The organism is Bacillus sp. B19-2 (genome assembly GCF_022832475.1).
GTDB lineage: Bacteria > Bacillota > Bacilli > Bacillales > Bacillaceae > Bacillus > Bacillus paralicheniformis.
This window is the reverse complement of record NZ_JALHKQ010000003.1, coordinates 399,610-415,959: the sequence shown is the minus strand read 5'-3', so window position 1 is coordinate 415,959 and position 16,350 is coordinate 399,610. Positions and strand designations below refer to the sequence as shown.

The following is a 16,350-nucleotide window of genomic DNA, read 5'->3' as shown; positions in this document are numbered from 1 at the left end:
GCCAAGTCATGGACACCGCTTACTCTCCGTCAGGCAAGCGGCTTTTTGACGACTGCTGTTTTTCAGCAGTCTTTTTTTCTTGCGGGGAATGTACTTTATCATATGGGGGATGAAGCAAAAACGTTCCGTTCCCATCTCGAAATAGGTACTGAATCGAACCGTGCTGATCCGTTCTGAACACCTTCACATGGTGGCGGTTTAAGATATCCAGCACTTCCCTGTGGGGATGGCCGTAGCGGTTGTGCTCTCCCGCCGAAATGATGGCTGTTTTCGGCTCAATTTGCTTAATCAGATCTTCCCCCGTAGAACCTTTGCTTCCATGGTGACCGACTTTCAGAATATCCGCTTTAAGATTCGGATACACTTTCATGATCTCATTTTCACCTTCTTTCTCCAAATCGCCCGTTAACAGCCATGAAAATTCGCCCGCTTTCATCCACAATACGAGGGAACCGTTGTTTTTGCTGTTTTTGTCCGCCTCTTTCGGTGAAAGAACATAAAATTCAAGATTGCCAATATGAAGGATGTCACCTCTTTTGGCTACATGCACCTTGACGCCTTCTTTCAAGGCAAGGCGAAGCAGCTTTTCATCAGACGGTTCGGCTGCGAAGCCTTTCGGCACGATCAATTGCTTGACTTTATGTTTTTGGATCAGCACTTGAGCTTCACCAATATGATCCTGATCAGCATGAGTCAAAATTAAAGCATCGAGTTTCTTGACTCCTTTGGATGCCAGAAATGGCATTAATACGCTCTCTCCCAGGGAAAAATCCTTTTTCCGCTTTCTCCACTGCTCTTTCCGAAAGGATACGGTTCCTCCCGTATCAATGAAGACGGTACCATTCTGACCGGGAGCGCTGACATACATGCTGTCACCTTGGCCGATATCAAGCATTGTGACCTCTCCTTCTCCTGCAAACTGAGGAAGACATAAGTGAATCGCAAACACAGCGGCAAGGAAGCCGGACGAAATCATAACTGCACGAAACGATATCTCTTTTTCAAGAAACAGCAAAAACAGAAAAATAGCTGCGAAGTAGAAAAACAACAAAATATCCGGCGGTTTAACCGCAGAAAAAACGAAAACATCTGCGGCAGACACCACTTTAACAGCCTGATGGCTCCACATAAGCAGACGGTCCAGCACACAGGCTGCCGCCTCCCCCAGGGGACGAAAACATATGAAAGCCAACAGACTTCCGAAAGACAGCGGCATGATGATAAAAATATAGAGAGGTATGAAAAGCAGATTCATCACTGTGCTGAGAAATGAAAACTCTTGAAAATGAATAAGCAGAATTGGAAGGGAAGCGAGCTGAGCCAAAAATGACCCCAATAGCAGCTGAGAGATTCGGCTTTTCGGTTTGATCAATATTTCTTTTGAAAGAATGAAAACGAAGGACACGGCAAAAGAAAGCTGAAATCCGGCTTGAAATAGCAGATAAGGATGATACAACAGCAGTCCGAGGCAGGCGATGCTGATCACATCGGCGCTTTTGAAGTTCTTATTAGACAGTGATGCCAGCAAATAGATTTCAGACATGAGAACCGCCCTCACTACCGATGGGGCGCCTCCGGTCAAAACTGCCGCAACGGGCAGCCCGAAAACGAGCAGCCATTTGGCGCATTCCCTCGTCAAACCGAAGCGAATAAATACGTGGAACAGAGCGGCCGACAACAGACCGACATGAAGCCCGGAAATCGCTAAAAGGTGAATGATCCCAAGGCGCTGATAGCCGTCCAGCACATCTTGTTCAATGAGAAACCGGTCACCGAAAGTAAGCGCTCTCACAATACCGGCAGCCGGGTTCGCCATATTTTCTTCTGTAAAATCAAGGCCCGCTTTTCGGATGTTCAATAGAAATGGCATAAGACCGCCGCCCGGCTTGCAGTTTTCAATAGACTGAACTGCAAATATCCAGTGAATCCCTTTTTGATACAAGGATTCTTTTTGATCAAAAGTTCCAGGAACCGTCTCTTTTTTCGGCGCTCTTAATTCACCTTGCATGACACAGATGCTTCCCGGCTGAAGAGCGGAGAGCGCCCGTTTTTCTTGCGGAGACTGGATCGTATAGCCCGCTTTCAAAGCTTCCCCCTTATCTGTTTCGGCTGTGAAAGAAAGCCGGTCTCCGTCTATTATGGGGATATCCAGAACAGAAGCGAACGTGTGAAATTTGCCTTCATGATAAATCGTTGTATTGAAATGATCGATCATGCAAAAAGAAGTGAAATATAAAATACAAATCGCTGCACATATGATGAAAAGGAGTATTTGTTTCTTGAAGAAACAGAGGATAAAGAACAGAAAAAAACCGACGGTGAGGAAGAGATAAAGAGAAGAGTGAGCGGAAGCGATTCCGGCTGCCGCTGAAATCGCTCCGCACGGGAAGATGCGATGTTTGTCCATTGGATTACACGTAGCTTGTAAACAATTTGTTGGCCTCTGCGTGTATTTTCCTGATTTCCTCTTCCTCAAGACCTTTCTCAGCCAGCTGCTTGATCAGATCGGCCACAAACGATAACTTTTCCTGGTTTTTCAAGTCGATAATCATCTCATCGAGCTCTACCTGCTCCACTTTAACAGAAGCCTGATCGAAAAGTTCAACCGCGTAAGGATGGTTTTTGTAATCCTTCGCATAGTATATCGTTTTTATACCTGCCTGAATGATCGATTTACAGCATTGAATACACGGAAAATGCGTGACATATATTTCAGCACCTTCGGTCGGAACGCCGAATTTTGCACACTGAAGAATCGCGTTCATCTCGGCGTGAATCGTTCTGATGCAATGCCCGTCCACCATATAGCAGCCTTCATCCGCACAGTGAACACCTCCAGCGATCGATCCGTTGTAGCCTCCTGCGATAATTCGTTTATCCCTGACAATCGTCGCCCCTACAGCAAGCCTTGTACACGTGCTGCGAAGCGCCAGCAAATGGCTTTGCGCCATAAAATATTGATCCCAAGAAATCCGTTCCACTTGTTTTCCCTCCAAAAATACGATGTCGACTTCCCTAAGTTTACATATGTTTATCCGCAAACGTCAATTTACTTTACCGTGATTGAAGATTTTATTCTTTCAAAAGACTTTTCTCCAATTCCCGAAACGTTTGTTATGTCTTCAATCGTCTGAAACCTTCCGTTCTCCTCGCGGAATTCGATTACCGCTTCCGCTTTTGAAGGACCGATCCCGGGAATCGTCTGAAGCTCCTCAGAGGAAGCCGTATTGATATTGACGATATCACCTGAGCTGCCGTCTGCTCTTGAGTCCGCTTCCGAAAAAGAGCCAGCGGCCTCTTCCCCTTCAAATGTAATATAAAGAACCATACCGTCCCGCAAAACGGCTGCCAGATTAATTTGCTTTTGGTCCGCTTTTTTCTCGGTGCCGCCTGCTTTTTTCAATGCATCGTGCACCCTGTCTCCCTCCTTCATTTGATAGACGCCCGGATTTTTCACAGCGCCTTTCAAATCGATGATAACCTCCTCTCTCCCCGCGTTTTTTTCCCTCTTCACCTCTTCTTTCTTGTCAAAAGTCTGTGCAGAAGCCTCTTCAGGAATGGAGAGGCCTGATGAAGTTTCACGCTTTCCGCTTAACAGCATGAAGGCAGCGCTGATGATCAAGACGAGTGCCACGCTTCCCGCCGCATGCCATTTATATTGTTTTAGCCAATCTGTCAAACTGCTCACCTGCTTTCATACATATTTTGACTGAAGTTTTCATATCGTTTAAAAGATACAGGTTCAAAGGAGGGGAGAACGATTGAATATCGGCTTTATCGGGACAGGAAATATGGGGACCATTTTAATTGAGGCGTTGATTGAATCCAGAGCGGTCATTCCCTCATCTTTAACTATTACTAACCGAACGATCGACAAAGCGTTAAACATAAAAAAACGATTCCCAGACATTCAGGTTGCAGAACGGCCGGAAGAAGTGATTACGGAAAGTGATGCCGTGTTTATCTGTGTCAAGCCGCTGGATATTTATCCTTTGCTAAAACGGCTCTCACCCGTCTTCACCCGCGATCAGATTGTGGTCACCATTACGAGTCCGGTGCAGGTCGAACAGCTGGAAGCCATCGTCTCCTGCCAGGCGGCAAGAGTGATCCCGAGCATTACGAACAGAGCGTTGTCCGGCGTGTCATTATTGACTTACGGAGAAAGCTGCACAGCTGAGGCAAAAGAAAAATTGACGGCTTTAGTGAGCAAGTTCTCAATCCCTCTTGAAATCGAAAGCGGGATTACGAGGGTCGCCTCAGACATTGTCAGCTGCGGCCCCGCCTTTATCAGTTATTTGGTTCAGGAGTTTATTCAGGCCGCTGTCGAAGAAACCTCCGTATCAAAAGAAGACGCGATTTTAATGACGACAGAAATGCTGGTAGGTTTGGGAAGGCTGCTCGAAACAGGGCATTACACATTGCCCGCCCTGCAGGAAAAGGTGTGCGTTAAAGGCGGTGTAACCGGTGAGGGAATTAAGGCGCTGGAAAGCGGTGTTCAGGATATGTTCCGCCAGATGTTCCGAAACACCCATTTGAAGTATGAAGAAGATATCGCTCTAGTCAAGAAGCAATTTTCCATTTGATTCATTGTTTCACGAATGCGCTGAAATTTTCAACAAAGGAAAAATGCATTATGAAAAACCATCGTTACGATTAAACGATGGTTTTTGTTTTTTTCGCTGTATAAAAATGACGTTCCGACTCTGCGCCAGGCTCCAATTTTGAAAAATCGGCAGTCACGCACTGCACCTCAAATCCGGCTTGCCGCAATAAGCTGATATACTTTTCCGTCTGGAAAGTCCGCTGTTCATGCGATTCATCAAACCTTTCGTATACGCCTCCGCTTTCTACGAAAAAGGTCAAATCGTGAACAGCTGAATGAGGCTCATCCCCCGCATAGCTTTGCCAAATGACGCTCACTTCTTCATCCTGATCGGCATACGTACTTCCCGGAAAAATGACATCCATTTTGTAAATGGAATGAACATCAAACAGAAGAAGGCCGCCTTCTTTTAATAGAGAGAAAACGTTTTTAAAAGTATTGAAAACGTCTTTTTCGCCCTTTAGATAATTCAGCGAGTCACAGCAGATCACAACCGCGTCAAATTTTTGCCCGTGCCCGGCAAGCTCGCGCATATCCTGCTGAAAGAACTGAATGTCGAGCTGCCGGACGGCTGCTTTGTACTGAGCCTGCGCGAGCATATCTTCGCTGATATCGATTCCTGTGACATCGTAGCCTTTTTCAGCCAAGCGGACCGATATTTCACCCGTTCCGCACGCCAGATCAAGTATCCGTATACGTTCTTTTTGCTGTGCACCGATCTTTTTTTCAATCCAGCTGACCCACTCATCGTAAGGGGCGTGAGACATCAGCTTGTCATAAATACCGGAAAATCCTTTATAGATCATTCATTAACTCCGAACGAAAGGTCTTCAGTCGGCGCGTCTCCCCACAGCTTTTCAAGGTTGTAATAGCCTCGTTCCTCTTTGTGGAAAACGTGGACAACGACATCGCCCAAATCGATTAAAACCCATCTGGCTTCGTCAAAGCCCTCCATTTTCTTCACATCGATTCCATTTTCTTCAGCCTGATCCTTAATTTCCCGGGCAATGGCCTGAACCTGTTTGTCAGAATTCCCGTGGCAAATCAGAAAATAATCAGCCACGAGGGAAATCCCCTGCATATTTAAGGCGATAATTTCTTCCGCCCGTTTATCATCGCAGGCCTCTGCGGCAATTTTTAAAATTGAAGCTTGATCCATTCAGTAATTCCTCCTAATGTCTATCGTTTACTAAAGCATTATATGTGGCGACCGTTTCCGGATAAACGGCCTGATTTTTTGAAATTAAAAAGGTAATCGTATTTTTCAACGCCTGGATAAGGGCCGAATCCAAATCTTCTTCAGCGAGAGTCCGAACCTCTTCAACCCCTGGAAAACGGCGGCCCGGCTCAATATAATCCGCTACATAAATCACTTTCTCAAGAAGAGCCATATTCGGCCTTCCGGACGTATGGAATCGAATGGCTGACAGGATGTCTTCATCCGTAATTCCAACCTCTGTTTTGACAAGCGTTGCTCCTGCCGGCGCATGCCAAAGTTCATGATGAAAATCGAGCACTTCAAGCGGCCCGCCCCCGTTGAGGATGATTTGTTTCATTTCCTCTTTCGGGCGAAATTTGGCATAGTCATGAAATATCGCGGCGATTTCGGCTTTTTTCACATCTGCGCCAAACCGTTCGGCAAGTTTGACAGCCGTCTCCATTACGCCGACCGTATGGATGTAGCGTTGTTCTGTCAGCTGTTCTTGCACGCAGGCTAAGGCTTCCTCACGTTTCATATAGATGATTCTCCTTCACATAGACCTTCACTTCGTCAGGAATTAAATAATCTGTCGGCTGCTGATTTTTAATGCGGTCCCTAAGTAAAGATGATGACACTTCAAAAATAGGCACATCGACAAAAACGAGCGGATACGGCGTCTCAATTTGAAAGCCGGGCCGCTTCACTCCGACAAATTGAATCATGTTGACAAGCTTGTCAATGTTTGACCATTTCGGCAGGTATTCCACCATATCCGCGCCGATAATAAAGTAAAACTTATCGTTTGGATATCGGTCTTTCAGCAGGCGAATGGTATCAAATGTATAAGAAGGGCCTTCCCTTTCGAGTTCGATCGTCTCCAATTTAAATTGCTCTTTCCCCGAAATGGCGAGCTTCAGCATTTCCGCCCTGTGCATACTTAGCGAAAACGAGTTTTTTTGTTTATGCGGCGGAATTTGGTTGGGCATGAACCAAATTTCATCAAGATCCAGTTTATACAGGACTTCATTTGCCATTAATAAATGCCCGTTGTGCGGAGGATCAAATGTCCCTCCAAAAATCCCGATTTTCCTCATGATTACCACCTTTAAGCGTTAAGGAAGCTCAATTTTTTTATTTTCTTTCGACTCCTTATACAGCACGATAATGTTTCCGATCGTCTGCACCAGTTCGGCGCGTGCTCCGCCCGCCAGCGCTTCGGCTACTTCCTCTTTAGGCTGCTCGCAGTTTTGCAGCACGCTCACCTTGATCAATTCCCTGGCTTCAAGCGCTTCACTGATTTGTTTGACCATGTTTTCGTTGACTCCGCCTTTACCGACTTGAAAAATCGGTGACAGATGATGCGCTTCCCGGCGCAAATAGCGTTTTTGTTTTCCTGTTAGCATGATTTTCCTCCTAGTTGCTGCAACACAATTGATTTCATTTTTTCCATATTCGGCTCATGTCCGGTCCACAGCTCAAAAGCAAGGGCCGCCTGGCCGATGAACATGCCGACTCCGTCCAATGTATTCAAGCCTTTTGCTTCAGCCTCCTGCAGCAGGGCCGTTTTCAGCGGATTGTAGATAATATCGCATACAAGGCACGTTTCTTTCGCATTCGCCAATGAAAGCGGGGCAGCTTCGATGTTCGGGTGCATCCCGACCGACGTCGTTTGAATCACGATATCATATGCTGACAAGTCTGCTTCCGCTTCCTGCAACGACAAAGCACGTGCCTCTCCTTCAAAATGCCGAGTGAACGCTAGTGCCTTTTCAGGCGTACGATTCGCCACGTCCAGCTGCTTCGGCATCTCAGCTGCCAGAGTGGTAAATATCGCCCTCGCCGCACCGCCGGCTCCGATCAACAGTATCGAAAGCTCAGAAAGGGGACGATCAAGGGATGGCTTCAGCGATTTAAGAAATCCTGCTCCATCTGTATTATATCCGACCAGCCCTTCTTTTTCTCTTCTGACAGTGTTGACCGCCCCGAGAGCTTCGGCGCTTTCATCAATACGGTCGAGATGCTTCATGATCGATACTTTATGGGGGACGGTCACATTAAACCCTTGAATGCCAAGGGCCCGCATACCTTTCACAGCATCTTCAAGATCTTCGTTTTCCACACGAAAAGCGTGATAATACCCTTCTAAAGAAAGATCCTCCAAAGCCGCATTATGGATGTCCGGAGACATGGAATGAGCCACCGGATTGCCAATCAGTCCGTATATCGGTTTCATAACTCTCTCCCCTTAGCACTTATATTAGAGATCTGCGCAAAAACACGTGAACGCCTTTAGGCGCGTGGGCGACAATTTTTTGGTTCGCCTCTTGGACGGTTACCCAGCCGAGGCCAGAGAACACAACGTCCGTTTTCGGTTCTTTAATCGTAAACGTATGTTTGACAAGCTCCGGAAACGAGTCAAGATCTTCTTTTGCAGGAGGAGCAAGCATTTCCCCAGCGTGCTTTTCATACAGCTGATCCGCGTTTTCAAGCTTTGTTCTGTGGATGTTGAGTTCATTCGGCATATAGCATACAAACGAAGATCTGCCTCCGCTTGCATAATCAAACCGCGACAATCCGCCGAAAAACAGCGTCTGTTCTTCGTTCAGCTGAAAGGTGCGGGGCTTCAGCTCCTTCTTCGGCGTTAATATTTTCAGATCGCTTTTCGCGACATAGTGCGCCATTTGATGATGGTTGATGATTCCCGGCGTATCATACATCGCCGATCCGTCATCCAGAGGAATTTCAATCGCGTCAAGCGTCGTCCCCGGATATTGGGATGTCGTGATAATGTCGCCCTCTCCGGAAACCTCTTTAATAATCCGATTGATAAACGTTGATTTCCCTACGTTCGTACATCCGACGACATATACGTCTTTGCCTTGTCTGTAATGTTCGATCGCGTCGATCGCGTCTTTCATCCCCTGCCCGCGCCCGGCGCTGACGAGCAGCACATCAACAGGCCTTAAGCCGAGCTCTTTCGCTTCGCGTTTCATCCAGTTTACAAGGCGCTCGCGCTTGACTGATTTAGGGAGAATATCTGCTTTGTTTCCTATTAATAAGATCGGATTACCTCCGACAAAGCGGTTTAGTCCGTTGATCCAGCTTCCGTTGAAATCAAAGATGTCGACGATTTTCACAATAAGCGAATCCGTTTCCCCGATGCCGTGAAGGATTTTCAAAAAGTCATCGTCCGTCAGTGAAACATCCTGAATTTCGTTATAATTTTTCAATCTGAAGCAGCGCTGGCAGATGACATTGTCTTTTAACAGCGATGCTTCAGGCGCGTAGCCCAGTTTATTTTTATCTGCGGTTTGAATGGCGACTCCGCATCCGATACAAACTACCTTTTCCATTCTTTAATCCTCCCACTGAATATGGCCTTTCCGTTTTAAAGCGCTGAGAATTCTGCGTTCCACCTGGCGGTTGAAACGCGTAAAAAAGCCGTCGGAAGCAGCCACAGGCACGACAAGAATGGTATGAAACCCATTGCGGTTCCCTCCCAGCACATCTGTCATGAGCTGATCTCCTATGACAACGACGTCTTCTTTTTTAAGCCCCATATTTTTGACGGCTTTTCTAAAAGCTCTGCCCATCGGCTTTTTCGCTTTGTAAATAAACGGAATATTAAGCGGTTCAGAAAATATTTTGACGCGTTTTTCATTATTATTTGAGACAATTGTCACTTTAATGCCGTGCTCTTTCATCTCTTCAAACCACTCGATGAGACGCGGTGTCGCACTAGGCCTGTCCCATTCTACAAGCGTGTTGTCCAAATCCGTAATAATCCCTTTTACATTGCGCTCTTTTAGTTTTTCAGGGGTAATATGAAAAATATTTTTTACAAATTCATCCGGCAAAAAGAACTTTTTTAACACAAAGCCGCACCCTTTCCTTTCAATTACTGCTTCTTTTTTCAATGTGTCGAATCAAATCTAAAAGTGTCTTAAAAAATCGGCTGTCCGAAAAGTTTTCGACATATAATAGGATTCTTCAACAGGTGTGGATAAAATTACACACAGTATCCACTCATATTTCATCGACCTTTTATTAAATTATAAACATGATACCCACAAGTTATCCACTTTTTGGTGTGGATAACAGAACGATTGTTCTCGCCCAATATTCATGATAGATTATAGGTACTTCAAACAAAGATCATATAACTTAACATTTTATGCTTATTCCAAACAGGTTATTCCAATTTTTATGAGGAGGTGTCTTTCCCATTAAATGGGTACCGAGTATGAAAAAGCTGTCTGATGAACTTTTAATAGAATCATACATTAAAGCAAATGAGATGAATTTAAACCGCGAATTCATCGAGCTGATTGAAACCGAAATCAAAAGAAGGTCGCTCGGTCATCTGCTTTCCGTCTCTTCATAGCTCAAGCACTCCCGGGCGCTCTCGCCGCTTTTTTTCACTTAGGTTGATATTATATCACTTGAATAATACGCTTACTACTGTTTTTCATGAAAAAACACCTCTCTAAAAGAGGTGCTATTTGAAGAATCCGTGAGGACTAAGCCAGTAGAACCCGCCAATGACGAGCAGGACGACTAAAAGGACGACAACGAACGCATATCCGTATGCGGCGCCTGCATATCCGGGATAAGCCGGGTACGAACACGGACCAGCGGGAAAAGGATATCCCATCGCATCATTCCTCCTTTAGACTGTTATAGTAACAGCCTATGAAGAAAAAGGAGAAATGGCTAGGCCTTTTACTTAAATCAAGAAGTTTTTATGACTTTACTTTCATTAATTCCTTCAAAAATAATTCGCGCGCCTTTTGGGGTTAAGTGATTTCCCGATGGGTCGATAAACCCCGAATGGATCAGCTTCTCATCTGTAGCTCCGCCTGCTTTTTTCACGATGTTTTTCCAGTTGTCGATTAGCGGCACATCAAGTTCACGCGCCGTTTCCCTTGTGACGTCATTATAGGAATCGTGCCATTTACGCGCCCCTCCGTATTTTTCAAACGAAGCAGCCCGGTATCTTGCATAATAAAAGATGTTGTCCCCGCTTCCTTCGACGATCGGCAGGCACGTCATTAGTATCGGCTCTATCCCGCGGCGGCGGCTTTCTTTAACAAAATAATAGAGGTTTTCTTTAAACCTTTTTTTGGATACGCGCGGCAGCCCTTTCGCAAGAATTGCTGCATCATTTGTTCCGAACATGATAAAAAGATATGCCGGCTCGTCATCCAGCACATCCTTCCTGAATCGAAGCCTGGCGTCTTCCGTTGTTTCTCCGCCTATTCCCGCATTATTTATTTTGTACTGCCCTTGAAGGGAAGTCTGAAGTAAATTGACCCATTTTTCCGCTTTTGGATAATCGCGAAATTGCCAATTTGAGCCGCGTGTATTGCTGTCTCCAAATGCTACGACTTTTCTGGGATCGTCCTCTCCGCAGCCTGCAAGCAGAAGCAGAAAGACGAGGACCATCGCCAAGCTTTTTTTCATTCGTTCCACCTCCAAAAGCCAATACTACGATCATATAGGAGAGAAGCTGCACTTTCAATGGGAGAAATCTCTGCCATCCTGCAATTGTTTAGTCCTTACTATGCCTTTAACCTGTCCCCCCTGTTTAAAAACATTCGTATTGGTTCACGGTTTTCCGACAAACAATGAATATGTTTTGACAGGTCGAAAGCCTAATTTTTCAGCGAGGCGAATCGATGCAACGTTTTGCCGGTCGCAATCCCAGCGCGGTTTCAAGCGGTTCTCTATTGCATACGCGATAAAGGCGTCGGCGCAGCGGACTGCAAACCCACGTCCCCTGTAATCCGGGTGTGTTGCGATATCAACTTCAGCAAAGCGTTCCGAACAAAAAATGGTGACACATTCACTGGCGATCACACCTTCATGCGACACTTTAAATCCGAAACCGTTCTTCATAAAACGGTCTGGCCCTCCCCAATACTCAATCGCGTATTTGTCCGTAAAATTCGTGCTTTTTTGAAGGTCATCTTCAGAAAATCTTTCAACACCGGCAAATGCGGCGCTGCGAACACATTCCTCTTTTCCGAGGAAAAATGACACGCGCTCCATTTGCTGCAGAGGATCGCCAAGCCCCCCGATTAAAAAGGCGTCCCACTCTTCAGAAGCCGAAAACACGGTAAAGCGCGCTCCGTTCCTCTGTTCATTCAGATAATGAAGCCATTCGCTCCTTCCGCTGTCGGGGATATCTCCAGCGACATAATAAATCCCGGCAGCTGTTTGAAAAAGAACAGTGGCCGGTGCGAGGAAATCATCGATATAAACGTTTCCTTCGATAAGTCCTTCGGCTATCGCATGCGCGAATGTCGGACTTTCTTCTGTTAACAAAACCTTTGCTTTTCGTTTTTCACTCGATTTCAGTTCAATCATCATGACTCCTCCTCGAACTTGAGACCGATCGTCAAGCCCCGCTGGCTGATTCGGTGCCGTATTCAATATTGCGGTCAAAGATAAAAACAGACACCGCAATATCCTCCTGAATTTTGATGTCTGTAAAAAGGTGCTCGAGCTTCGCTCCGATGAGCTGCTCCATTCCCTCAGGCACGTGATTGGAGTAGTGTTTTTGAATCAGAGTCGTCCTTGCGGCATGGACCATTTCCCTTCCCTCCGACGTGCTTGCGATAAATTGCTCGCTCGCCGTCAAATTGCCGTAAAGCGTCGAAACTGCCATATTGTCGACAAAGACCGTGTGAATCCGTTCAGGCCCCTTGCCAAACAGCTCTTTTCGAAGCTTGCGGATCATATCGTTGAATTCGTGGATTTTTTTAGACATCATGCATACCCCTTCCGTTTAAACCTGCCATCTGTCTCGATGTCCCCTAGACATTTCACTTGGTTAAAATTTTCCTATTCTATTGAATTATAATCAATATCACTTTATAATAAAAGCCGGGCTGATGGATTTGTAATACCGTCGTGTTATGAATCTATCGAATTCTCACAATATAGGATTGGTCTGTTAGTAAGCTTTGCTAGTAAACTATTCCGCCATGTATGTTTATACCGCTTTCCGCGCCAGGATTCGGTATATATGTACATGGCTTTTTTTGATTTTGAAAAGATGATGGAGGGGAATAAAGATGGACGGAAAGCCAATCAGTGTCCGGATAGACGGCAAAGAAATTAAAGCAGCGGCCGGGGCAACCGTTTTAGACATATTGAACAAAAACGGGTTTGAACACCCGCAAATATGCCATGTTCCGGAGACGGATCCTATTCAAACGTGTGATACCTGTATTGTGGAAGCAGACGGAAAATTAAAGCGGGCATGCTCCCTGCGGGCAGAAGACGGAATGACGGTCAGCCTGTCTGGAGCACGGGTCAAAGCAGCACAAAAAGAAGCAATGGACCGCCTGCTCGAAAACCATTTGCTTTATTGTACGGTATGCGACAACAACAACGGCAACTGTACGCTACATAATACGGCAGAAATGATGGGAATCGAAGAGCAGAAATACCCTTACACGCCAAAAGAAGACCCGTCTTACGCAGTCGATATGTCGCACCCCTTTTACCGCTATGATCCGAATCAGTGCATCGCATGCGGACAATGTGTTGAAGTGTGCCAAAACCTGCAGGTCAATGAGACGCTCTCAATTGACTGGGAGCGTGAACGGCCGCGGGTGATCTGGGATGAAGGCGTTTCAATCAACGAGTCATCATGCGTCAGCTGCGGGCAGTGTGTCACGGTTTGTCCGTGCAATGCGCTAATGGAAAAATCGATGCTTGGAAAAGCCGGGTTCATGACAGGTATCAAACCGGATGTCATGGAGCCGATGATCGACCTTGTCAAAGATGTAGAGCCGGGATACAGCAGCATCTTTGCCGTTTCAGAAGTCGAGGCGGCGATGCGTTCACAGCGGATCAAAAAGACAAAGACCGTCTGTACATTTTGCGGTGTCGGCTGTTCATATGAAGTATGGACAAAAGGCCGTGACATCTTAAAAATCCAGCCTGTGTCAGAAGCTCCTGTCAACGCCATTTCGACGTGTGTGAAAGGGAAATTCGGGTGGGATTTCGTAAATGCGGAAGAGCGTTTGACCAAACCGTTGATCCGCAAAAATGACGAATTTGTCGAGTCAACTTGGGAAGAAGCGTTTGACTACGTTGCCCGCAGATTAGGCTCAATTCGGGAGCAGAGCGGAAAAGACGCCGTCGGGTTTATTTCGTCTTCAAAAATCACGAATGAAGAAAATTACTTGATGCAAAAGCTGGCGCGGCAAGTATTTGGCACTAACAATGTCGACAACTGTTCGCGGTACTGCCAGTCTCCGGCAACGGACGGATTGTTCCGCACAGTCGGCATGGGCGGCGATGCCGGCACCATTCAAGACATCGCGAAAGCAGGCCTCGTCATCATCGTCGGCGCCAACCCGGCCGAAGGTCACCCGGTACTGGCAACCCGCGTGAAGCGCGCCCATAAGCTTCACGGACAAAAGCTGATCGTCGCCGACCTTCGCAAAAACGAAATGGCCGAACGCTCGGATCTGTTTATCAGACCGCAGCAAGGAACTGATCAAGTATGGCTGATGGCCGTGACGAAGTATATGATCGACCAAGGCTGGCACGATCAGGCGTTTATCAATGAAAACGTCAATTTCTTTGAAGAATATAAGCAATCGCTTGAGACATACACCCTTGAATATGCAGAAAAAATCACAGGCATCAATAAACAGACGCTGATCCAAATCGCTGAGATGATCCGCGATGCAGACGGCACGTGCGTTCTCTGGGGGATGGGAGTCACCCAAAACACAGGCGGTTCCGACACGTCCGCCGCAATTTCAAACCTGCTTTTAGCTACCGGTAATTACCGCCGCCCGGGCGCTGGGGCGTACCCGCTCCGCGGCCACAACAATGTCCAGGGCGCCTGCGACATGGGGACGCTTCCCGGCTGGCTTCCGGGATATCAGCACATTACAGATGACAAAGCGCGGAAAAAGTTCGAACAAGCTTACGGCACAACAATCGACAATAAACCTGGACTCGACAACATCGAAATGCTTCACGCCGTTGAAGAAGGCAAAATGAAAGCCATGTATATCGTCGGAGAAGATATGGCTTTAGTCGATTCAAACGCAAACCGGGTCCATGACATTTTATCAAGCCTTGATTTCCTTGTGGTTCAGGACATGTTCCTTTCGAAAACAGCCCAATACGCCGACGTTGTTCTGCCTGCGTCAGCTTCACTTGAAAAAGATGGAACTTTCACAAACACGGAAAGACGCGTCCAGCGATTGTACCAGGCCCTTTCGCCGCTCGGAGACGCAAAGCCGGACTGGGTCATCATTCAAGAGATCGCAAACCGGCTTGGAGCTGACTGGCATTACAGCCACCCGGGAGACATTTTTTCAGAAATGGCAAGCCTGTCACCGCTGTTCGCAAAGGCGGATTATGACGCAATTGAAGGATGGAACAGCTTCCTGTGGGGCAGCCTGACCGGAGAAAGCACGCCTCTTTTATATGAAGACGGCTTTAACTTCCCTGACCGGAAAGCGCGCTTTGCCCTCGCAGACTGGACAGAGCCTGCCGAATTTCCTGAAGAGTACGACCTTCACATTAACAACGGCCGAATGCTGGAGCATTTTCACGAAGGAAACATGACGAACAAATCGGCAGGCATCCAGGCGAAAGTGCCGGACGTCTTTGTTGAGGTCTCGCCTGAGCTCGCCAAAGACAGGGGCATCTGCGACGGATCACAGGTCAGACTGATCTCGCCGTTTGGCGCCGTAAAATTAACCGCGCTTGTGACAGACCGGGTTAGAGCGAACGAATTGTATTTGCCGATGAACTCGACAGATAAAGAATCCGCGATCAATTTCTTGACAGGCCCTGCAGTAGATGCGCGTACCAATACACCTGCTTACAAGCAGACAAAGGTGCGTATGGAAGTGCTCGGCGGATGCGCAGAACCGCCGCTTCCGAAAACAAATCCGCGCAATAAGAAACGCCATCCGCAAAACGGAGCTGAAGTCGAGCGGAAATGGAAGCGTCCAGGGTATGTTCATTTAACAGACTAAATCAAAAGGAGGTCATCACACATGGCAGCTCCCATCACCGCCATCCGCAAAGAAGACAAATCTGAGGAGCAAATAAAGCTTGAAAAATTAGAAGAACTCAAAGCCCTTTTGGCTGAACAGGAAGCCGCCGTTTCAAAAACGATGAAGCTTCTCGGCGAACTAGACGGCCTCGGGGTCCTTGATGCCGCAGACAGCATGATCGGCGCAAAGGAAGATATCGCAAAAATCGTCCTCGGCCAGCTGTCCAAGGAGCCGGCCAAAAACTTGATGAATACAGCCATCGCAGCAGGCGGCGCCCTCTCCAAAGCCGAACCGGAAGTCATGGGGAAACTGATAGAAAGCATCGTCGCCGGTACAAAACAAGGAGAGGACTTTTTAAAAAGCGATAAAAAAACCGGGGTCCTCGATCTGCTGAAAGCCATGAACGACCCGGACATCAACCGAGCCGTCGGATTCGGTCTGCAATTTTTAAAAGGCATGGGAAAAGCGCTTAAAGAATAACCAATAAGAAAACCGGCTCACCACTT

General features: G+C 46.9%; 19 protein-coding genes. 4 read left to right on the top strand and 15 right to left on the bottom strand.

Annotated elements, in window-relative coordinates:
• Positions 1-19: 19 nt before the first annotated feature.
• From MST20_RS14445 to MST20_RS14435, 3 genes are all read right to left on the bottom strand, one after another.
• Entirely contained in the window at positions 20-2,407 is a 2,388-nt protein-coding gene (locus MST20_RS14445) for a DNA internalization-related competence protein ComEC/Rec2 (RefSeq protein ID WP_243943043.1), read from the bottom strand.
• Positions 2,408-2,411: 4 nt separating this feature from the next.
• Positions 2,412-2,981, bottom strand: coding sequence for a ComE operon protein 2 (locus tag MST20_RS14440; RefSeq protein ID WP_243943042.1), 570 nt, complete (start codon positions 2,979-2,981; stop codon positions 2,412-2,414).
• 68 nt (positions 2,982-3,049) lie between these two features.
• Positions 3,050-3,679, bottom strand: coding sequence for a helix-hairpin-helix domain-containing protein (locus MST20_RS14435; RefSeq protein WP_279600090.1), 630 nt, complete (start codon positions 3,677-3,679; stop codon positions 3,050-3,052).
• A gap of 82 nt (positions 3,680-3,761) precedes the next feature.
• On the opposite strand from MST20_RS14435, the gene comER reads away from it, so the two are divergent.
• Positions 3,762-4,583: a late competence protein ComER gene (gene comER / locus MST20_RS14430; RefSeq protein ID WP_243943041.1), complete on the top strand. Its 822-nt coding sequence runs from the start codon at positions 3,762-3,764 to the stop codon at positions 4,581-4,583.
• A 70-nt stretch (positions 4,584-4,653) separates the two neighbouring features.
• Here the strand turns inward: comER and MST20_RS14425 are convergent, their stop codons facing one another.
• Genes MST20_RS14425 through MST20_RS14390 form a run of 8 tightly spaced genes read right to left on the bottom strand, consistent with a single transcriptional unit; the run spans position 4,654 to position 9,679 of the window.
• Positions 4,654-5,409, bottom strand: coding sequence for a class I SAM-dependent DNA methyltransferase (locus tag MST20_RS14425; protein ID WP_243943040.1), 756 nt, complete (start codon positions 5,407-5,409; stop codon positions 4,654-4,656).
• Positions 5,406-5,762, bottom strand: a complete 357-nt coding sequence (gene rsfS, locus MST20_RS14420; protein ID WP_059231259.1) for a ribosome silencing factor — start codon at positions 5,760-5,762, stop codon at positions 5,406-5,408. The genes MST20_RS14425 and rsfS overlap by 4 nt, the downstream gene beginning before the upstream one ends.
• Positions 5,763-5,775: 13 nt before the next feature.
• The gene (yqeK, locus tag MST20_RS14415; RefSeq protein ID WP_243943039.1) at positions 5,776-6,339 is read right to left on the bottom strand and encodes a bis(5'-nucleosyl)-tetraphosphatase (symmetrical) YqeK; all 564 of its coding nucleotides are present in this window, start codon (positions 6,337-6,339) and stop codon (positions 5,776-5,778) included.
• Positions 6,329-6,898, bottom strand: coding sequence for a nicotinate-nucleotide adenylyltransferase (locus MST20_RS14410; RefSeq protein WP_243943038.1), 570 nt, complete (start codon positions 6,896-6,898; stop codon positions 6,329-6,331). Before MST20_RS14410 ends, yqeK begins: the two co-directional genes overlap by 11 nt.
• 18 nt (positions 6,899-6,916) lie before the next feature.
• Complete coding sequence (gene yhbY / locus MST20_RS14405; RefSeq protein ID WP_003183704.1) at positions 6,917-7,207, bottom strand: ribosome assembly RNA-binding protein YhbY; 291 nt, start codon at positions 7,205-7,207, stop codon at positions 6,917-6,919.
• Positions 7,201-8,037 carry a shikimate dehydrogenase gene (gene aroE / locus MST20_RS14400; protein ID WP_243943036.1) on the bottom strand — a complete coding sequence of 279 codons (837 nt, stop codon included), beginning with the start codon at positions 8,035-8,037 and terminating at the stop codon, positions 7,201-7,203. The genes yhbY and aroE overlap by 7 nt, the downstream gene beginning before the upstream one ends.
• Before the next feature lie 19 nt (positions 8,038-8,056).
• The gene (yqeH, locus tag MST20_RS14395) at positions 8,057-9,157 is read right to left on the bottom strand and encodes a ribosome biogenesis GTPase YqeH (protein ID WP_243943034.1); all 1,101 of its coding nucleotides are present in this window, start codon (positions 9,155-9,157) and stop codon (positions 8,057-8,059) included.
• A gap of 3 nt (positions 9,158-9,160) precedes the next feature.
• Positions 9,161-9,679, bottom strand: coding sequence for a YqeG family HAD IIIA-type phosphatase (locus MST20_RS14390; RefSeq protein WP_020452282.1), 519 nt, complete (start codon positions 9,677-9,679; stop codon positions 9,161-9,163).
• 368 nt (positions 9,680-10,047) lie between these two features.
• Here MST20_RS14390 and sda point away from each other — a divergent pair, with 368 nt between their 5' ends.
• Positions 10,048-10,188, top strand: coding sequence for a sporulation histidine kinase inhibitor Sda (sda, locus tag MST20_RS14385; protein WP_003183713.1), 141 nt, complete (start codon positions 10,048-10,050; stop codon positions 10,186-10,188).
• A gap of 114 nt (positions 10,189-10,302) precedes the next feature.
• On the opposite strand, the gene MST20_RS14380 is transcribed toward sda, so the two are convergent.
• The 4 genes from MST20_RS14380 to MST20_RS14365 form a co-directional block, all read right to left on the bottom strand.
• Positions 10,303-10,458, bottom strand: a complete 156-nt coding sequence (locus MST20_RS14380; protein ID WP_023855260.1) for a hypothetical protein — start codon at positions 10,456-10,458, stop codon at positions 10,303-10,305.
• A gap of 77 nt (positions 10,459-10,535) precedes the next feature.
• Positions 10,536-11,267 carry an SGNH/GDSL hydrolase family protein gene (locus MST20_RS14375; protein ID WP_429703115.1) on the bottom strand — a complete coding sequence of 244 codons (732 nt, stop codon included), beginning with the start codon at positions 11,265-11,267 and terminating at the stop codon, positions 10,536-10,538.
• 144 nt (positions 11,268-11,411) lie between these two features.
• Positions 11,412-12,173, bottom strand: coding sequence for a GNAT family N-acetyltransferase (locus MST20_RS14370; protein ID WP_243943032.1), 762 nt, complete (start codon positions 12,171-12,173; stop codon positions 11,412-11,414).
• Positions 12,174-12,204: 31 nt separating this feature from the next.
• Positions 12,205-12,576 (bottom strand): Na-translocating system protein MpsC family protein, encoded by a 372-nt coding sequence (locus MST20_RS14365; protein WP_025811122.1) that lies wholly within the window; start codon positions 12,574-12,576, stop codon positions 12,205-12,207.
• Positions 12,577-12,883: 307 nt separating this feature from the next.
• Here MST20_RS14365 and fdhF point away from each other — a divergent pair, with 307 nt between their 5' ends.
• Together fdhF and MST20_RS14355 are read left to right on the top strand one after the other, a co-directional pair.
• Positions 12,884-15,823 carry a formate dehydrogenase subunit alpha gene (fdhF, locus tag MST20_RS14360; RefSeq protein WP_243943030.1) on the top strand — a complete coding sequence of 980 codons (2,940 nt, stop codon included), beginning with the start codon at positions 12,884-12,886 and terminating at the stop codon, positions 15,821-15,823.
• 21 nt (positions 15,824-15,844) lie between these two features.
• The gene (locus MST20_RS14355; protein ID WP_243943029.1) at positions 15,845-16,324 is read left to right on the top strand and encodes a helical membrane plugin domain-containing protein; all 480 of its coding nucleotides are present in this window, start codon (positions 15,845-15,847) and stop codon (positions 16,322-16,324) included.
• Positions 16,325-16,350 lie beyond the last annotated feature (26 nt).